General features: G+C 41.5%; 23 protein-coding genes and 1 pseudogene. 21 read left to right on the forward strand and 3 right to left on the reverse strand.

Features of this window, described 5'->3' with window-relative positions; translation table 11 throughout:
- The first annotated feature begins 14 nt into the window (after nucleotides 1-14).
- The 17 genes and pseudogenes from NKR21_RS00855 to NKR21_RS00935 all read left to right on the forward strand — a co-directional run bounded on the left by NKR21_RS00855 (nucleotide 15) and on the right by NKR21_RS00935 (nucleotide 10554).
- Nucleotides 15-322, forward strand: a pseudogene (locus tag NKR21_RS00855) (KOW domain-containing RNA-binding protein).
- A complete protein-coding gene (infA, locus tag NKR21_RS00860; RefSeq protein ID WP_003217190.1) occupies nucleotides 300-518 on the forward strand; it encodes a translation initiation factor IF-1 in 219 nt (72 codons plus the stop codon). Before NKR21_RS00855 ends, infA begins: the two are co-directional and overlap by 23 nt.
- A 31-nt stretch (nucleotides 519-549) precedes the next feature.
- Nucleotides 550-663, forward strand: a complete 114-nt coding sequence (gene rpmJ / locus NKR21_RS00865; protein WP_003156543.1) for a 50S ribosomal protein L36 — start codon at nucleotides 550-552, stop codon at nucleotides 661-663.
- 21 nt (nucleotides 664-684) lie between these two features.
- Nucleotides 685-1050 (forward strand): 30S ribosomal protein S13, encoded by a 366-nt coding sequence (rpsM, locus tag NKR21_RS00870; RefSeq protein WP_003217023.1) that lies wholly within the window; start codon nucleotides 685-687, stop codon nucleotides 1048-1050.
- Between the two features lie 20 nt (nucleotides 1051-1070).
- Nucleotides 1071-1466: a 30S ribosomal protein S11 gene (rpsK, locus tag NKR21_RS00875; protein ID WP_003217231.1), complete on the forward strand. Its 396-nt coding sequence runs from the start codon at nucleotides 1071-1073 to the stop codon at nucleotides 1464-1466.
- Nucleotides 1467-1641: 175 nt separating this feature from the next.
- Nucleotides 1642-2586: a DNA-directed RNA polymerase subunit alpha gene (locus NKR21_RS00880; RefSeq protein WP_003217009.1), complete on the forward strand. Its 945-nt coding sequence runs from the start codon at nucleotides 1642-1644 to the stop codon at nucleotides 2584-2586.
- Between the two features lie 76 nt (nucleotides 2587-2662).
- A complete protein-coding gene (gene rplQ, locus NKR21_RS00885; protein WP_003216944.1) occupies nucleotides 2663-3025 on the forward strand; it encodes a 50S ribosomal protein L17 in 363 nt (120 codons plus the stop codon).
- 124 nt (nucleotides 3026-3149) lie between these two features.
- Entirely contained in the window at nucleotides 3150-3992 is an 843-nt protein-coding gene (locus NKR21_RS00890) for an energy-coupling factor ABC transporter ATP-binding protein (RefSeq protein WP_012008713.1), read from the forward strand.
- The gene (locus NKR21_RS00895) at nucleotides 3968-4837 is read left to right on the forward strand and encodes an energy-coupling factor ABC transporter ATP-binding protein (RefSeq protein WP_119124328.1); all 870 of its coding nucleotides are present in this window, start codon (nucleotides 3968-3970) and stop codon (nucleotides 4835-4837) included. The genes NKR21_RS00890 and NKR21_RS00895 overlap by 25 nt, the downstream gene beginning before the upstream one ends.
- Nucleotides 4834-5631 (forward strand): energy-coupling factor transporter transmembrane component T family protein, encoded by a 798-nt coding sequence (locus tag NKR21_RS00900; RefSeq protein WP_144458025.1) that lies wholly within the window; start codon nucleotides 4834-4836, stop codon nucleotides 5629-5631. Before NKR21_RS00895 ends, NKR21_RS00900 begins: the two co-directional genes overlap by 4 nt.
- Before the next feature lie 11 nt (nucleotides 5632-5642).
- Complete coding sequence (gene truA, locus NKR21_RS00905) at nucleotides 5643-6386, forward strand: tRNA pseudouridine(38-40) synthase TruA (RefSeq protein ID WP_144458024.1); 744 nt, start codon at nucleotides 5643-5645, stop codon at nucleotides 6384-6386.
- Between the two features lie 166 nt (nucleotides 6387-6552).
- Nucleotides 6553-6990 carry a 50S ribosomal protein L13 gene (rplM, locus tag NKR21_RS00910; RefSeq protein WP_003217042.1) on the forward strand — a complete coding sequence of 146 codons (438 nt, stop codon included), beginning with the start codon at nucleotides 6553-6555 and terminating at the stop codon, nucleotides 6988-6990.
- 20 nt (nucleotides 6991-7010) lie between these two features.
- Nucleotides 7011-7403 carry a 30S ribosomal protein S9 gene (gene rpsI, locus NKR21_RS00915; RefSeq protein ID WP_003217273.1) on the forward strand — a complete coding sequence of 131 codons (393 nt, stop codon included), beginning with the start codon at nucleotides 7011-7013 and terminating at the stop codon, nucleotides 7401-7403.
- Nucleotides 7404-7594: 191 nt separating this feature from the next.
- Complete coding sequence (locus tag NKR21_RS00920; RefSeq protein WP_088002425.1) at nucleotides 7595-8110, forward strand: GNAT family N-acetyltransferase; 516 nt, start codon at nucleotides 7595-7597, stop codon at nucleotides 8108-8110.
- Nucleotides 8111-8207: 97 nt separating this feature from the next.
- Entirely contained in the window at nucleotides 8208-8954 is a 747-nt protein-coding gene (locus tag NKR21_RS00925; protein ID WP_144458021.1) for an amidohydrolase family protein, read from the forward strand.
- Nucleotides 8955-8973: 19 nt separating this feature from the next.
- Entirely contained in the window at nucleotides 8974-9447 is a 474-nt protein-coding gene (locus NKR21_RS00930; protein ID WP_144458019.1) for a GNAT family N-acetyltransferase, read from the forward strand.
- 108 nt (nucleotides 9448-9555) lie between these two features.
- On the forward strand, nucleotides 9556-10554 hold the full coding sequence (locus NKR21_RS00935; protein WP_144458017.1) for a serine hydrolase: 999 nt from the start codon (nucleotides 9556-9558) through the stop codon (nucleotides 10552-10554).
- A gap of 37 nt (nucleotides 10555-10591) precedes the next feature.
- On the opposite strand, the gene NKR21_RS00940 is transcribed toward NKR21_RS00935, so the two are convergent.
- Nucleotides 10592-11161, reverse strand: a complete 570-nt coding sequence (locus tag NKR21_RS00940) for a DUF4825 domain-containing protein (RefSeq protein WP_144458015.1) — start codon at nucleotides 11159-11161, stop codon at nucleotides 10592-10594.
- A 146-nt stretch (nucleotides 11162-11307) separates the two neighbouring features.
- Between NKR21_RS00940 and NKR21_RS00945 the strand changes: the two genes are divergently transcribed.
- From NKR21_RS00945 to NKR21_RS00955, 3 genes are all read left to right on the forward strand, one after another.
- Nucleotides 11308-11751: a YbaK family protein gene (locus NKR21_RS00945; protein ID WP_012008722.1), complete on the forward strand. Its 444-nt coding sequence runs from the start codon at nucleotides 11308-11310 to the stop codon at nucleotides 11749-11751.
- Nucleotides 11752-11809: 58 nt separating this feature from the next.
- The gene (gene cwlD / locus NKR21_RS00950; protein WP_012008723.1) at nucleotides 11810-12523 is read left to right on the forward strand and encodes an N-acetylmuramoyl-L-alanine amidase CwlD; all 714 of its coding nucleotides are present in this window, start codon (nucleotides 11810-11812) and stop codon (nucleotides 12521-12523) included.
- Nucleotides 12524-12626: 103 nt separating this feature from the next.
- Nucleotides 12627-13685, forward strand: a complete 1059-nt coding sequence (locus NKR21_RS00955) for an Mrp/NBP35 family ATP-binding protein (RefSeq protein WP_012008724.1) — start codon at nucleotides 12627-12629, stop codon at nucleotides 13683-13685.
- 38 nt (nucleotides 13686-13723) lie between these two features.
- Here NKR21_RS00955 and gerD read toward each other — a convergent pair whose 3' ends face one another.
- Nucleotides 13724-14299, reverse strand: a complete 576-nt coding sequence (gene gerD, locus NKR21_RS00960) for a spore germination lipoprotein GerD (protein ID WP_012008725.1) — start codon at nucleotides 14297-14299, stop codon at nucleotides 13724-13726.
- A 90-nt stretch (nucleotides 14300-14389) separates the two neighbouring features.
- Between gerD and kbaA the strand changes: the two genes are divergently transcribed.
- Nucleotides 14390-14992, forward strand: a complete 603-nt coding sequence (gene kbaA / locus NKR21_RS00965; RefSeq protein WP_012008726.1) for a KinB-signaling pathway activation protein — start codon at nucleotides 14390-14392, stop codon at nucleotides 14990-14992.
- Here the strand turns inward: kbaA and pdaB are convergent.
- Nucleotides 14985-15749: a polysaccharide deacetylase family sporulation protein PdaB gene (pdaB, locus tag NKR21_RS00970; protein ID WP_012008727.1), complete on the reverse strand. Its 765-nt coding sequence runs from the start codon at nucleotides 15747-15749 to the stop codon at nucleotides 14985-14987. The genes kbaA and pdaB overlap by 8 nt on opposite strands.
- Between the last annotated feature and the right edge of the window lie 267 nt (nucleotides 15750-16016).

The following is a 16016-nucleotide window of genomic DNA, read 5'->3' on the forward strand; positions in this document are numbered from 1 at the left end:
CCTTTCAGACCCAAATCGGGCAGGTTGTCTGTATAGTCCAAAGGAAAGAACAAGATCAGTATACAGGTGTCATCGGCATGTTCGGTGGCTGCCATGTACTAATCGCAGACGGAGAAAAGCGTAAATTTCATTCTCCTAAGAAAAAATATCAATCATATAACCTTTTATGGTTGCGTATCTCCGGAAGTTCAGAACAGTATATTCAAAACAGGTCGGGTGATGGATGGACAATTGAGATGAACTCATTTGGACATTTGTCAGAGAGCAAGTTACTGATTTGAAGAAGGGAGAACACTTGAATGGCGAAAGACGATGTAATTGAAGTGGAAGGTACTGTAGCAGAAACTTTGCCAAATGCAATGTTCAAAGTTGAACTAGAGAATGGTCATACAGTTTTGGCTCATGTATCAGGAAAAATCCGTATGCACTTCATTCGCATTTTACCTGGAGACAAAGTTACGGTAGAATTATCTCCATATGACTTAACTCGTGGTAGAATTACGTACCGTTACAAATAAAGCAACTCCGGAAGAAGGAGGTTGGAAACACATGAAAGTGAGACCATCTGTTAAACCTATCTGTGAAAAATGTAAAGTTATTCGCAGAAAAGGAAAAGTAATGGTGATCTGTGAAAACCCAAAACATAAACAAAAACAAGGCTAATAACAAGGAGGTGCCCAAATCATGGCTCGTATTGCTGGTGTAGATATTCCACGTGATAAACGTGTTGTCATTTCTTTAACATATGTTTTTGGAATTGGTCGTACGACTGCGCAACAAGTCCTTAAAGAAGCAGGTGTTTCTGAAGACACTCGCGTTCGCGATCTAACTGAAGACGAACTTGGTAAAATCCGTGATATCATTGACAAACTTAAAGTAGAAGGTGACCTTCGTCGTGAAGTTTCACTTAACATTAAGCGTCTAATTGAAATCGGAAGCTACCGCGGAATCCGTCATCGTAGAGGACTTCCTGTTCGTGGACAAAACACAAAAAACAACGCGCGTACTCGTAAAGGTCCGCGTCGTACTGTAGCTAACAAGAAAAAATAAGTAAAGGAGGTAGTTAAAGAATGGCTGCTGCTCGTAAACAAAATACGCGTAAACGTCGCGTGAAAAAGAATATTGAAGCTGGAATCGCTCATATCCGTTCCACTTTCAACAACACGATTGTAACGATTACTGATGTTCATGGAAACGCAATTTCTTGGTCAAGTGCTGGTGCATTAGGATTCAGAGGTTCTCGTAAATCTACTCCTTTCGCTGCACAAATGGCTGCTGAAACTGCTGCTAAAGGTTCTATCGAACATGGTCTTAAAACACTTGAAGTAACTGTTAAAGGTCCTGGTTCTGGTCGTGAAGCTGCAATTCGTGCACTTCAAGCTGCAGGTCTTGAAGTTACTGCAATCAGAGACGTAACTCCAGTTCCTCATAACGGATGCCGTCCACCAAAACGTCGCCGCGTGTAATTTGTTTGTATAGATTTTGTGTCCCTGTCAATAATGGGTTATGATACAGTTATTTATGAGACGAATACACGACTCGTTGCCTGAGCACATACGGGACTAAACAATGAGGAATTTCGGATGGAATCTCATATGATTCTATTCGAGGTTTCGACGTTTTGAAGGAGGGTTTTATTAGATGATCGAAATTGAAAAACCAAAAATCGAAACGGTTGAAATCAGCGACGATGCCAAGTATGGCAAGTTTGTCGTAGAGCCACTTGAGCGTGGATATGGTACCACTTTAGGGAACTCCCTTCGTCGTATCCTTTTATCCTCACTTCCTGGTGCAGCTGTAACATCGATCCAGATAGATGGTGTCTTACACGAATTCTCAACGATCGAAGGCGTGGTTGAAGATGTTACAACGATTATCTTAAACATTAAAAAGCTTGCACTCAAAATCTACTCTGAAGAAGAGAAGACGCTTGAAATTGATGTACAAGATGAAGGTACTGTAACAGCTGCTGATATTACACACGACAGCGATATTGAAATCTTAAATCCAGATCTTCACATCGCAACTCTTGGCAAGAATGCGAGCTTCCGTGTTCGCTTAACTGCACAAAGAGGTCGCGGGTATAATCCTGCTGATGCAAACAAAAGAGACGATCAGCCAATCGGTGTGATTCCGATCGACTCAATCTATACACCTGTATCTCGTGTGACTTATCAAGTGGAGAACACCCGTGTTGGGCAAATCACAAACTATGATAAATTAACACTAGATGTATGGACTGATGGAAGCACAGGACCGAAAGAAGCGATCGCTCTAGGTTCTAAGATTTTAACTGAACACCTGAACATTTTCGTTGGGTTAACTGACGAAGCTCAGCATGCTGAAATTATGGTTGAGAAAGAAGAAGACCAAAAAGAAAAAGTGCTTGAAATGACAATTGAAGAGCTTGATCTTTCTGTTCGTTCTTACAACTGTTTGAAGCGTGCGGGTATTAATACTGTTCAAGAGCTTGCTAACAAGACAGAAGAGGATATGATGAAAGTTCGTAACCTTGGACGTAAATCTCTTGAAGAAGTGAAAGCGAAACTAGAAGAACTTGGACTGGGTCTTCGTAAAGACGATTGACTAGTTTCATTGTGAACTAGGATTTTCGTGTGTTTTTTATTCATACAGCATTCTCTAACTAAGGAGGGGACATCACATGGCATACAGAAAGCTAGGACGCACTAGTGCACAACGTAAAGCAATGCTTCGTGACCTAACGACTGATTTGATCATCAACGAACGCATCGAAACAACTGAAACACGTGCGAAAGAACTTCGCTCTGTAGTTGAAAAAATGATCACTCTTGGCAAACGCGGAGATCTTCATGCTCGCCGTCAAGCTGCAGCTTACATTCGTAATGAAGTAGCTAACGCTGAAACAAACCAAGATGCACTTCAAAAATTATTCGCTGACGTTGCAACTCGCTACGAAGATCGCCAAGGTGGATACACTCGTATCATGAAGCTTGGACCTCGTCGCGGCGATGGCGCACCAATGGCTGTCATTGAATTAGTTTAATCACATAGCGTGTATCTAAGAAAGGGCGGGACAGTTCATAACTGGATCTATGCCCTTTTTTAGATACTACGGCTTTTTAGCAAAAAGCAAAGAAGAGGTTGAGCTGAGAGGAGGTCCGGTAGAGATGGGGAAGACATTAATTGACGTAAAGGACATTGTATTTCGTTATCACAAGGATGCGGAGAAGCCCGCTTTAGATCAAGTGTCATTGCATGTGAATCAAAATGAATGGCTCGCCATTGTTGGTCATAACGGTTCAGGTAAATCCACACTTGCCCGTGTACTGAATGGGCTCATTTTACCGGATGCTGGAACGGTCAAGGTTGGAGAGATTGAGCTGAAAGAAGAGAGTGTCTGGGATATTCGCAAAAAAGTCGGAATGGTCTTTCAAAACCCAGATAACCAATTCGTTGGCTCAACTGTTCGTGATGATGTGGCTTTTGGTTTAGAAAATAACGGGGTTGAGCGGGAATTGATGATAGAACGTGTAGATTGGGCTGTGAAACAGGTCAATATGCAGGAGTTTCTTGATCAAGAGCCGCACCATCTATCAGGCGGGCAAAAGCAGAGAGTCGCCATTGCAGGTGTACTTGCCGCAAGCCCTGACATCATGATCTTGGATGAAGCAACATCAATGCTTGATCCGATTGGCCGTGAAGAAGTGTTAGAGACTGTTAGACTACTGAAGGAACAAGGAACGGTCACAGTCATTTCCATCACACATGATTTAGACGAGGCCGCCAAGGCAGACCGGGTCATTGTCATGAATGGCGGGAAAAAATTTGCCGAAGGAACCCCAGAGGAAGTTTTTGAATTAGACGAGCAGCTAGTTCAAATTGGACTTGATCTGCCATTCTCCTATCGGTTGAGCAAACAATTGAAGCAACAAGGTGTACCGCTTGCAAATGCCCATTTGACACAAGAAGGATTGGTGAAAGAGCTATGGACATTACGATCAAAGAATTAGAGCATCGTTATCAAATGAAAACGCCGTTTGAGCGTCTCGCTTTGTATGATGTCAATGCTTCCATCCAAGAGGGCAGCTATGTCGCTGTCATTGGTCATACAGGCTCTGGAAAGTCCACGTTGCTGCAGCATTTAAATGGCTTGCTCAAACCAACGAAGGGGAGCATTGCGCTTGGGGATACCGTCTTACAAGCCAATAAAAAGCAGAAGGATTTAAAGTCCCTTCGGAAAAAAGTAGGCATCGTGTTTCAATTTCCTGAGCATCAGCTTTTTGAAGAAACGATCCTTAAGGATATCTGCTTTGGTCCGATGAATTTCGGTGTTCCTCAGCAGAAGGCAGAAGCAAAGGCGAAAGAAATGCTGAAACTAGTTGGTCTTCCTGAATCCTTATTATCTCGATCTCCTTTTGAACTAAGCGGCGGTCAAATGAGACGTGTGGCGATTGCAGGTGTTCTAGCGATGGAGCCAGAAGTGCTTGTGCTGGATGAGCCGACTGCAGGGTTAGATCCACGCGGACGGAAGGAAATCATGGACATGTTCTATGAGCTTCATCAAAAGGCTAATCTCACCACGATTCTGGTTACACACAGTATGGAGGATGCCGCTCATTATGCAGATCAAATGATTGTGATGCATAAAGGAACGGTGAAGGCGACAGGCACGCCGAGAGAATTGTTTGCCAATCGTACAGACATGTCTTCATTTGGTCTCGATCTCCCAGAAACGATTAAATTCCAGCAGACTGTAGAAGAAAAACTGGGCATTACGTTTCCGAGGCCGCTTCTGACCATGGATGAAATGGCAGAAGCCTTAACAGCTCTTTATCAGGAGGACACGACATCATGATGGATAGTATGATTATCGGCAAATATGTGCCAGGTACATCCTTTGTCCATCGTCTTGATCCAAGGACAAAGCTGTTATCAATTTTCTTTTTTGTCTTTATTGTCTTTTTTGCTAATAATTACATCACCTACGGACTTTTAGGGATCTTTACCCTTCTTGTGGTGATGGTGTCTCAGGTGCAGCTATACTTTATTCTTAAAGGAATGAAACCGATCCTATGGATTGTCCTGTTTACCTTCATTCTGCATATTTTTATGACAAAGGATGGCGCCTTGCTATTTCACTTTGGTTTTTTAAATATTTATGAAGAAGGTCTAAAGCAGGGAATTTTCATTTCACTCCGTTTTGTCTATCTCATCATGATGACGACACTTCTGACGTTAACCACAACGCCTATAGAAGTGACAGACGGTATGGAAAAGCTGCTTCACCCATTCCGTAAAATCAAACTGCCCGTTCATGAGCTTGCTCTCATGATGTCCATCTCTCTTCGGTTTATTCCAACCTTACTAGAAGAGACAGACAAAATCATGAAGGCACAAATGGCAAGAGGTGTTGATTTTACAAGCGGACCTCTTAAAGATCGCATGAAAGCCATCGTTCCCTTACTTGTCCCGCTTTTCGTCAGTGCGTTTAAGCGTGCAGAGGAACTAGCGACTGCTATGGAAGCGAGAGGCTATCGCGGAGGAGAAGGACGGACGAAATACCGTCAGCTTGTCTGGGGCATGAAAGACACGTTCACATTGCTCCTGTTCATCCTGTTAACAGCACTCCTTGTGCTTCTGAGAAATTAGGTGATTCCTAGATGAAGGTCAAATGTACCGTATCCTATGATGGGACACATTTTAAAGGCTATCAGGTGCAGCCTGGGCAGCGGACAGTTCAGACGGAGATCGAGTCTGCTCTTGCAAAAATGCACAAACAGGATGAACTGGTTCCGATTGTGGCTTCTGGCCGGACGGACAGCGGCGTCCATGCGAAGGGGCAGGTCATTCATTTCGACACGCCGCTCTCGATTCCGATGGAAAGATGGCCTTTTGCCCTCAATAGTCTCCTGCCGGATGACATCACGGTTCTAAAGGCTGAGGAAGTGGATGAGTCGTTTCATGCACGTTTTAGTGTCGTTTCGAAGGAGTACCGTTATAAGGTCTCAACGGAAACGCACCAAAATGTGTTCACGAGACAGTATGCCTGCCACTTTCCTTACCGGTTGGATGCAGACAAAATGAGAGAAGCTGCTGGATACCTTATTGGCACACACGATTTCACAAGCTTTTGTGCAGCCAATACAGAGGTTCAGGACAAGGTGAGGGAGATTTACACCCTCGAGTGGAAAAACGTCTCAGATGGGCTTGAAATGCGCGTGAGAGGAAATGGCTTTTTATACAACATGGTCCGAATTATCGCTGGAACTTTACTTGAAGTCGGATCTGGTAAATTCCACCCTGATGAGATAAAAGCCATGCTTGCCGCCCGAAATCGCGAAGCGGCAGGTAAGACTGCGCCTAGTCACGGACTGTATTTATGGGAAGTTTTCTATGACAACTAAACCAGGTGTAACATGTTCTTGACACAGGAAGCAGAAAGTTATAAGATATCATATGGTATGTATTTCAACCCCACAAATAAGCCCCGGAAGACTTATCTTGTGTTTTGAAATAGAACGTAGCATTTGATTCAAGGAAAAATTATTGATTTATTTAGGAGGGAAACTCATGCGTACAACACCAATGGCGAACGCAAGCACAATTGAGCGCAAATGGCTAGTTGTTGATGCGGCAGGCAAGACTCTAGGTCGTCTTTCTACTGAAGTAGCATCACTTTTGCGCGGTAAGCACAAACCAACTTATACACCACACGTTGATACAGGTGATCATGTGATCATCATCAATGCTGAGAAAATCGAACTAACAGGTAAGAAATTGACGGACAAAATTTACTACCGTCACACAATGCATCCAGGTGGTTTGAAACAAAGAACTGCTCTTGAGATGCGTACAAACTACCCTGAAAAAATGTTGGAGCTTGCTATCAAAGGTATGCTTCCAAAGGGTCCATTAGGCCGTCAAATGTTTAAAAAATTAAATGTGTACCGTGGTTCTGAGCATCCACATCAAGCACAACAACCTGAAGTTTACGAACTTCGCGGTTAATTATAAGGGAGGTTAACAATTTGGCACAGGTTCAATATTACGGTACAGGTCGTCGTAAAAGTTCTGTAGCGCGCGTTCGCTTAGTTCCAGGTGAAGGCCGTATCGTCGTTAATAATCGTGAAATTACTGAATACATTCCATTCGCTGCTTTAATCGAAGACGTGAAACAACCTTTGAACATCACAGAAACAGCTAACAGCTACGATGTTCTTGTAACTGTTCACGGTGGTGGATTCTCTGGTCAAGCTGGAGCAATTCGTCACGGTATCTCTCGTGCTCTTCTAGAAGTAGATCCTGAGTACCGTACATCACTTAAACGTGCTGGACTTCTTACTCGTGACCCACGTATGAAAGAGCGTAAGAAATACGGTCTTAAAGGCGCACGTCGCGCACCTCAGTTCTCAAAACGTTAATCAATTTTATATTGTATGGACGTTTTACAAAGGTTTGTTACAAACAAACCTTATAAAAAAAGCATCAGCTTCGTGCTGGTGCTTTTTTTTGTGCCTTTTTATGTAGATAAATCATGACTGGTCTCTTCCTCTTGAATACGTATAAAATATGAGTATAGAAGTTTTCTGTTAAAAAAGATGGAGGTTGTCCTATGAATCTAACGACAGAAAGATGTCTCATTCGACCATTTACTGAGGATGATTGGCAGGACGTCTATGCCTATACATCTGATCCGGTCGTGATGAAGTATATTCCAGAAGATGTATTTTCTAAAGAAGATGCGCAGAAATTTGTCAAAGATAATCGTCGTGAAGATGCTAAGTATGTCGCAGTCCTATTAAAAAAAGATCATACATGCATCGGGCATATCGTGTTTCATCCTTACTTTGGTGATCACACGTATGAAATTGGCTGGGTCTTCCATCCTGCATATCAAAACAAAGGCTATGCTTCTGAATCGGCGAATGCTGTCCTACATCATGGTTTTTGCACAATGAATTTGCATCGAATCATTGCCACTTGTCAGCCTGAAAATGTGCCATCGTGGAGAGTGATGGAGAAAATGGGGATGAGAAGAGAGGGTTATTTTAAAAAGTGTATACCACAGGAAAATGAGTGGTGGGATGAGTTTTACTATGCCATCTTACGAGAGGAATGGAAAGCTTGATAAGTATTCATGATATGAAGTAATTCGTCATTCCAAATATCCCTCGACTTTCTCTATTGATATAATCAGATCAAATAAGCAGAAGAGGGGCGCGTGCATGAAGATCTTTGATGCACATTTTCATATCATTGATTTTAATTTTCCCATTCAAGAAAACCAAGGGTATACACCGCCTAGTTATGATGTGAATGATTATGAGAGAGAGACGGCTGATCTAGGGATTGTAGGTGGAGCCATCGTCTCTGGGTCATTTCAAGGCTTTGATCAAGGCTATTTGTTGAAAGCGCTAGATGAACTGGGTCCCGCTTATTGCGGCGTGACTCAATTACCTTTTACAGCAACAGATGATGAAATTGTTCATTTGGATCAACATGGGATAAAGGCTTTACGTTTTAATGTGAAGCGGGGCGGTTCGGAGGATATTTCGAAGCTCGATTATTTTGCGAGAAGAGTGTATGAGCTGGCTGGGTGGCATAGTGAGCTTTACATAGATGCTAAGCACCTCCCTGAAATATCATCAATGCTTGAAAAACTGCCTGCTATTTCAATTGATCATTTAGGCTTATCGGAAGAAGGCTTGCCGCATTTGCTCAAGCTGGTTGATAAAGGGGTTCGGGTAAAAGCAACTGGCTTTGGGCGAGTTGATTTAAACGTGGAACATGCATTGACGTCCATTTATCAAACGAATCCTGATGCATTGATGTTTGGTACCGACCTTCCATCGACAAGAGCAAAGCGTCCATTTGAATACGGTGATGTTGAGTTGATTCAACAGCTCTTTGATGAAAAAGCAGCTGATCACATCTTATATAAGAACGCTCATCAATGGTATTTTGGTCAATAATTCATAGGAGGTGTGTTCAATGGGATTCAGTCAACTGACGTTCAGAGAAGCCAAGCTGGATGATCTCGACAAAATCGTCTTCATGCTCGCAGATGACATGTTAGGTGAAAAAAGAGAGCGTTACACTCAACCATTATTAGAAAGCTATATCGAAGCCTTTCATTCAATAGATAGTGATCCAAATATTGAACTCATTGTTGCGTGTGATCAGGAAGAAGCTGTCGGTGTTCTCCAATTAACCATGACGCCATTTCTTACACATCTAGGAGGATGGAGAGCTTCAATAGAAGGAGTTCGTACAGCCTCGACTCATAGAGGAAAAGGAATTGGCACGATGTTGATAAAAAAGGCTATTCAACATGCAAGCGACCGCGGCTGTCATATGATTCAGCTAACAACAGACAAACAGAGACCAAAAGCACGCCGTTTTTACGAAAAGTTGGGCTTTGAAGCTACGCATGAGGGGATGAAGCTGCAACTGCCTCATGAATAAAATCATCAAACGAAGGGGATTCATAAACCCCTTCTTTTTTGTGTCTTTATTTCAAATATTTGTTATATTGAAGATGATAATCTATAGTGGTTGGGAAAGGAGATACATTTGAATAAAACAAAAGAAGATCTTTTGACATTTGTCATGAAAAACAAAAAGGACATATCAGCGACAATGATTGAAAATGAAGATGTAGTATTAGATTGGAATGGTGATCAAGAAACACCACTTGCAAGTACGGTGAAATTAATGGTTTTGTTTCATTTTGTTAAAACCGTCTCTAGCGGTGACACCAAGCTAGATGAAAAAGTGGCATTTTCTGATATAGAGCGGTTTTATATTGATAGAACAGACGGTGGTGCTCACACATACTGGCTGGAGGTCAATGATTTTTCTGAACATGCAACTTTATTAGATGTTGCCAAAGGGATGATGCAATTCAGTTCGAATGCTTGTACTGATTATTTGATTGACCGGCTGGGCTTAGAAAAGATCAATGATCAGATGAAACAAGCTGGTCTTATAGAACATGATGAACTCATGCCGCTGACGCCAATGATTTTGTGGTCCGCTTATGTATCTGATCATGAGCAGGATGCATTAAAGCAAATGAGCGGTGTATCTCATGAGCAATATAAATCTCTAATGAGTGAGATTTTTAATATCATGAAAAATGACCCAGAGCATAAAAAGATATTAGAAGAAAAAACGATGGAAAAGGACTTATTAAGCTTTCATATTCAATCATTACTGACACAAAAGATGACAAAGTCTACAACCAATCAATATGCACAATTTATGAAACGCCTTCATGACGAGCTGTTAACAACAGAAGAAAAGAGTCTTTTTAGCCAAATTGTGCTGGGAGAAACATTGAAGACGGAAAAAGATCAATATATTTGGTATAAAAGCGGAGCGACGTTGTTTGTTTTCACAGCTGCTTTATATCGAAGAACAGATACATCCTCTATATCCATTTCTCTTTTTATCAATGATCCAAAAGCGAACAATTCTCACTGGATTGAGGAAGTATTCAACGAATTTATGCTTACTGCAGCAGGGGATCAAAACTTTCGACAACGATTGATTCAAGCTTTTACTAAATAATCATCAAAAAAACAGAGGGAGACACCCCTCTGTTTTATTATTCCTGCATGGGAAACACTTTATATACATCTTGCCGTTTCTCTTTTGACTTCACAACTCCATCAACCAGTTCCTTCTGCCAAAGTTCTACATTGTCTTGGTATTCTTTAAAGGAGTGAGGGAGCTTTTTTTCTAGTTGCTGTCTATTAAACGTGACAGCTGGTTCATTGTTTGAGCTCATCTTGAGGGTTACCTGCTCAACATTATCGACAAGGATAAAAAATGCGAATGCGTTGTATAAATACGTTTTCTCAATCGTGTTCTTTTGATCAAACCAGTATGCGTCAAATTGTTCTTCTGTGTCATTGGCATTTTCTTTCACGCCATACGTCACTTTTAGCTCTTTTTCATCTACGATTTCATATTCACGAATCACGTTACCTGGAAGATCTGATAAAATAGCGCCAATTGCTCCGTTGTCTCCAATATAAGAACTTTTGTGTTTGGAGAGCTGTTTTAATGATATGTCTTCTATTCCTTTTATGTCGCTTTTCTGCTCGGTCGCTTGACTGCCGCATCCAGATAAGACGACTGTTAGTAGCAATAGGATATATATCCACTTCTTCATGAATTTTGCCCCTTTTCTATTCTTTCTATATATAAATGTTCATTTTATCACAATTTTCCAATCCGTTAGCTCATTGATTTCCATTTACTGAACTGCATGTTTTGTTCAAACCAACGAACAATACAAAGAAAAAAGGAGTTCAGTCTATGGCAGAGGTTCTTTCATTTTATCAATTGAAAACAAAACGAGATGTCACGCTTGAAAAGAAGCTGTTGCGTACATTGTCTCTTCAACAGGTGACGGATGCTTCTGAGAAATTCACGAAGAAGCTGTTCCCTTTTGCAGATGATCCAGCTGGGATTATGAGTGATGGCTGTATTGATTTCGCCATTGAGGCCTTTTTAGCAGGTGGGAGATACGGTGAGTCGAGTAAGTACGGTGAATCATTCGATGATATAAAGAAGCGGTCAGTTCATGAAGAAAATGAGCTGGTTGAGGAGCTAGCGGGGTGTTTGCAATCGTGGGGGAATATGTTCCGAATGGAGCGGAAGATGTCGTGCCTGTATCCATTTGCGAAGGATTTTTTAAGCATGTGGTGGCAGGAAGGCTTTCGAGAATCAGAAAAAAGGCATAAGCTTCGATTGCACTAAGCATATTTCCAGCCCTTGTCCCATATCTATAAAATAATGGTGTATGGGAGGGACAGGGATGAAAAGAAAGCTGAAATGGACAGGGTTTTTAATCGGGTTTATCGTCCTCTTATTCTTATTCAGGTTTCAGTTTCTAAATGATGATTCGTGGAAATCGTGGAACTTGCCTTTGAGCGGCAAGATCATCTATTTAGATCCGGGTCATGGCGGTCCAGATGGCGGGGCTGTAGGAGGAGAGTTGCTTGAAAAAGAGATTGCACTAGATGTATCCATGAAGATACGTGACTATTTACAGGAGCAGGGTGCCCTTGTTCTTATGACCCGCGAGGATGATTCTGATTTATCATCAAAGAACACAAAGGGATATGCTCGGAAGAAAGCGGAGGATTTAAGAAACCGTGTAAAAGCCATCAATGAGTCTGAAGCGGATTTCTATTTAAGTATTCATTTAAATGCGATCCCATCAAACAAATGGAGCGGCGCACAGACGTTTTTTTACGGGAAATATGAAGAGAATGAAAAGGCAGCGAAGTTCATTCAAGATGAATTACGCAATAATCTTGAAAACACAGATCGAAAGGCGAAGCGGATCAATGGCATTTATTTAATGCAAAATGTGACGAAGCCAGGAGCTCTTGTGGAGATTGGATTTCTCTCCAATCCGAAAGAGGCCAGTCAGCTGGCAACACCTAAATATCAAGATCAAATTGCTGCCTCCATTTATAAAGGCATTTTAAGATATTTGACAGAGCAAAAAGAGCCGCCTGAATAAGGGGCTTTTTCCTTTTGAACGAAGGCAAACAGGACAGACATTGTAAGGATATGTATGATATACTTGGATTGTAAACGAATTCAATAAAGGGTGAGGTTCTGCTATGATCGGACAAGATGATGTGAGAAAACTAGTTGGGAAGATGGACGAACCTTTCCTTCATATACCGCTTGGTGAGCTGGATGCCATCAAGGAAATCAGCCTAAAGCCTGAAAAAGAACATGTGAGCTTAAAGGTGGCTATTGCTAAAACGGGTACTGCTGAGCAAATGAAACTGCAGCAAGACATCGTACAAGCCTTGAAAGCAGAGGGTGCTAACACAGTAGGACTTCGTTTTGAAGAACTGCCTCAGGAAACTCTTGAAAGGTTTATGCCGTCACAAGATGAGGAAGAAAACCTACTCAATTCTAAAAATCCTCCTGAATTCCTTGCGATTGCGAGTGGAAAGGGAGGCGTTGGGAAATCCACCGTGTCTGTCAACCTTGCTGTAGCACTGGCTCGTCTAGGAAAAAAAGTTGGACTGATTGATGCAGATATTTATGGCTTTAGTGTACCGGATATGATGGGAATCACCGTCAGACCAACGGTTAAAGGGGAAAAAATTATTCCTGTGGAACGCTTTGGTGTCAAAGTGATTTCAATGGGCTTTTTTGTTGAAGAAAATGCACCGGTCATTTGGAGAGGACCGATGCTTGGTAAAATGCTAAATAACTTCTTCCACGAAGTAGAGTGGGGAGAATTAGATTACTTACTATTAGACCTTCCGCCTGGAACTGGAGATGTGGCGCTTGATATTCATACAATGCTTCCAAGCTGTAAAGAAATCATTGTCACAACACCGCATCCTACAGCTGCCTTCGTTGCTGCTAGAGCAGGCGCAATGGCACTTCAAACAGATCACGATGTGCTAGGGGTCGTTGAGAATATGAGCTATTATGAAAGCAAAAAAACAGGTGAAAAAGAATATGTCTTTGGAAAAGGGGGCGGGGACAAGCTAGCGGAAGAACTACGAGTATCGGTCCTTGGTCAAATACCTTTAAGACAGCCTGACTGGAATGAAGATGATTTTGCTCCATCTGTCTATGATGCGAGTCATCCGACCGGAGAAGTGTATCAACACATTGCGAATAAAGTCATTGAACAATTAGCAGTAAAAGCATAATGAAAGCCCGAGTGGATGTAAGTCCACTCGGGTGATGTTTAACTGCCGCTTTCTTTTGATCCAGAATCACTACTTTCAGATGCTGCTTTTTTAAGCTCATCTTCGAATTTCTTCTTATAGAGAGGACTGCTTAATGTTTCCGTAATCACTTTTTCTAAATGCTTTCTGAACTCTTTGCTTTTTACCAGTTCACCGTATTTCTTTTCCATTTCAGGATCCTTGAGAATATCCATCATCAATTGCTGATAGTCAGGGTCTTTCATTAACTGTTTTAACATCTTTTCATGCTGTTGCTGCATGGATTTTGCGAAAGTCTCGGCAAATTTAGAATCCTCAAAGACCTTCTTCCAGAACTCTTTGCCTTTATCAGAAGTCAGTGTTTTCTCTATCGTTTGTTTCACAGTTTGTTCATCCATTACCAAAGCTTCATTCATTGCCTCGTCATTTAATAACTGTTGAATGGCCTTTTTACCGTCATCTGTCTTCAATATATCGACGACCATTTTCTTAGTTTCGTCATAGTCCATATTAGATGAGGATTGGGTTTTGGGAGCACAAGCTGTTAGAGATAAAAGGAGAAAACAGCTCATTATACGCAAGATGCCTTTTGACATACTGTGGCTCCTTTCGTTACATGTCTTACTTTTAATATGAATGTTTCACGTAAATTTATACATAACAAAAATAGGGGTTGGATCAATTCAATGAAAAGTCGGGATTTAGTTCGTTTTTTCTTCTCTGTGCTAGCTGTTGGAGCGGTCATTACAAGCGTTGTAGGCTTTGCGCTGGAGTGGGGGAAATATCAGAAGCTTTTTATATCATTTGAAATACTAGAAATCGCATCTGTGTTGTTTTGGTTCATTGGTGTGGGGATGATTTTTAGTGTCATTAGCCAGATGGGGTTTGTTGTCTTTTTAACGGTGCACCGATTTGCCCTAGAGATATTCCGATCACATTCATTATGGAATACCATTCAGCTGTTTCTGGTGATCTTTGTGCTGTTTGATTTAGCTTACTTGCGATTTTTGTTTTTCGGGGAGAACGAATCATTTCTTCCATACCTATGGCTGCCTGTCTTTATCGGTGTGTTCGCATTGATCGTGTCTTACTTTAAACAGCAGCAGTCCTCTAAGAAAACATTTGTTTCCGCAATGTTTCTCATGGTTGTCATCACCGCGCTAGAATGGTTCCCAGCGCTCAGAGTCAATGAAGAGGACTGGCTGTATCTAATGCTATTCCCGCTATTAGGCTGTAATGCGTTTCAGTTATTAGCTATGCCGCGGTTTTCAAAGGCGAAAGCTACTTAACTTCAGATGATCTAGTTTTGGTATTGGAGATCAGTTCGCCAACCGTCACGTTTTTAAGGTTTTTCTCTTTGATTTGTTTCAAAATAGCTGGTAAGGCTTGAGCGGTTTGGGTTGCTGAATCTGAGGCATGTAGGAGAACAATGTCTCCGTTTTTCATTCGATCATTTACATTTTGAACAATCTGATCGACGCCTGGATTCAGCCAATCCTGTGAATTGACGCTGTAATGGACAACGGTATAACCGTACTGTGTGGCAATTTTTAATGCTTTTTCGTTAAATTGCCCAGTTGGCGGTCTTAATAGTTGAATGTCATCTAGTCCAAGCTTTTGAAATGAATTTTGTGCCCGGACAAGATCTTGCTTGATTTCACTATCTTCAAGCTGGCTATAATTTTTATAAGCATAGCCAAGGCTGCCAATTTGGTGGCCGTCCTCTCTAATTTGTTTGACGATATCCGGATGACGCTCAGCCCAAGAAGCAGACAGAAAAAAAGTAGCGTTCTTTATATCGTACTCTCGAAGGACATTTAAAATAGGCACAGCCTTCTCATCTCCCCAGCCGATATTAAAAGTGAGGGAGACATGTTTTGAGGAAGTCTCGCCTTTATAAATAGCTCGGGGTCCGTGTTCTGTTTTAAATACCGACAGCGGCGGCGCCTTTTGTACATAAAAAAAGGTTGCAGCTGCAAGGGCTGCTACAAGAATAATGACAACTTGCTTCAGCCGTTTAATAGGCAACACATATAATCGACTCAATTCAAACACTCCTGCCTTGTCCGAGATTGTTACTTGATTGTATGCAGGACAAGGGTTTGAGATGCACAATAAAACTATTTCAAAAAAAATTTTGAAAAGGCGTTGACCAATAGAATATTTTCGTGATATATTATTAATCGTCGCTGACACACAGTGGCAAACACAAAAACGCTTCGGGAAATAAACTTGAAAAAAGTTGTTGACATAAGATGAAGCGAAATGTTATATTATTAAAGCCGCTAAGAACGGCGAAGATGATCTTTGAAA

This window comes from Bacillus sp. 1735sda2, assembly GCF_024159245.1.
Taxonomy (GTDB): domain Bacteria; phylum Bacillota; class Bacilli; order Bacillales; family Bacillaceae; genus Bacillus; species Bacillus pumilus_O.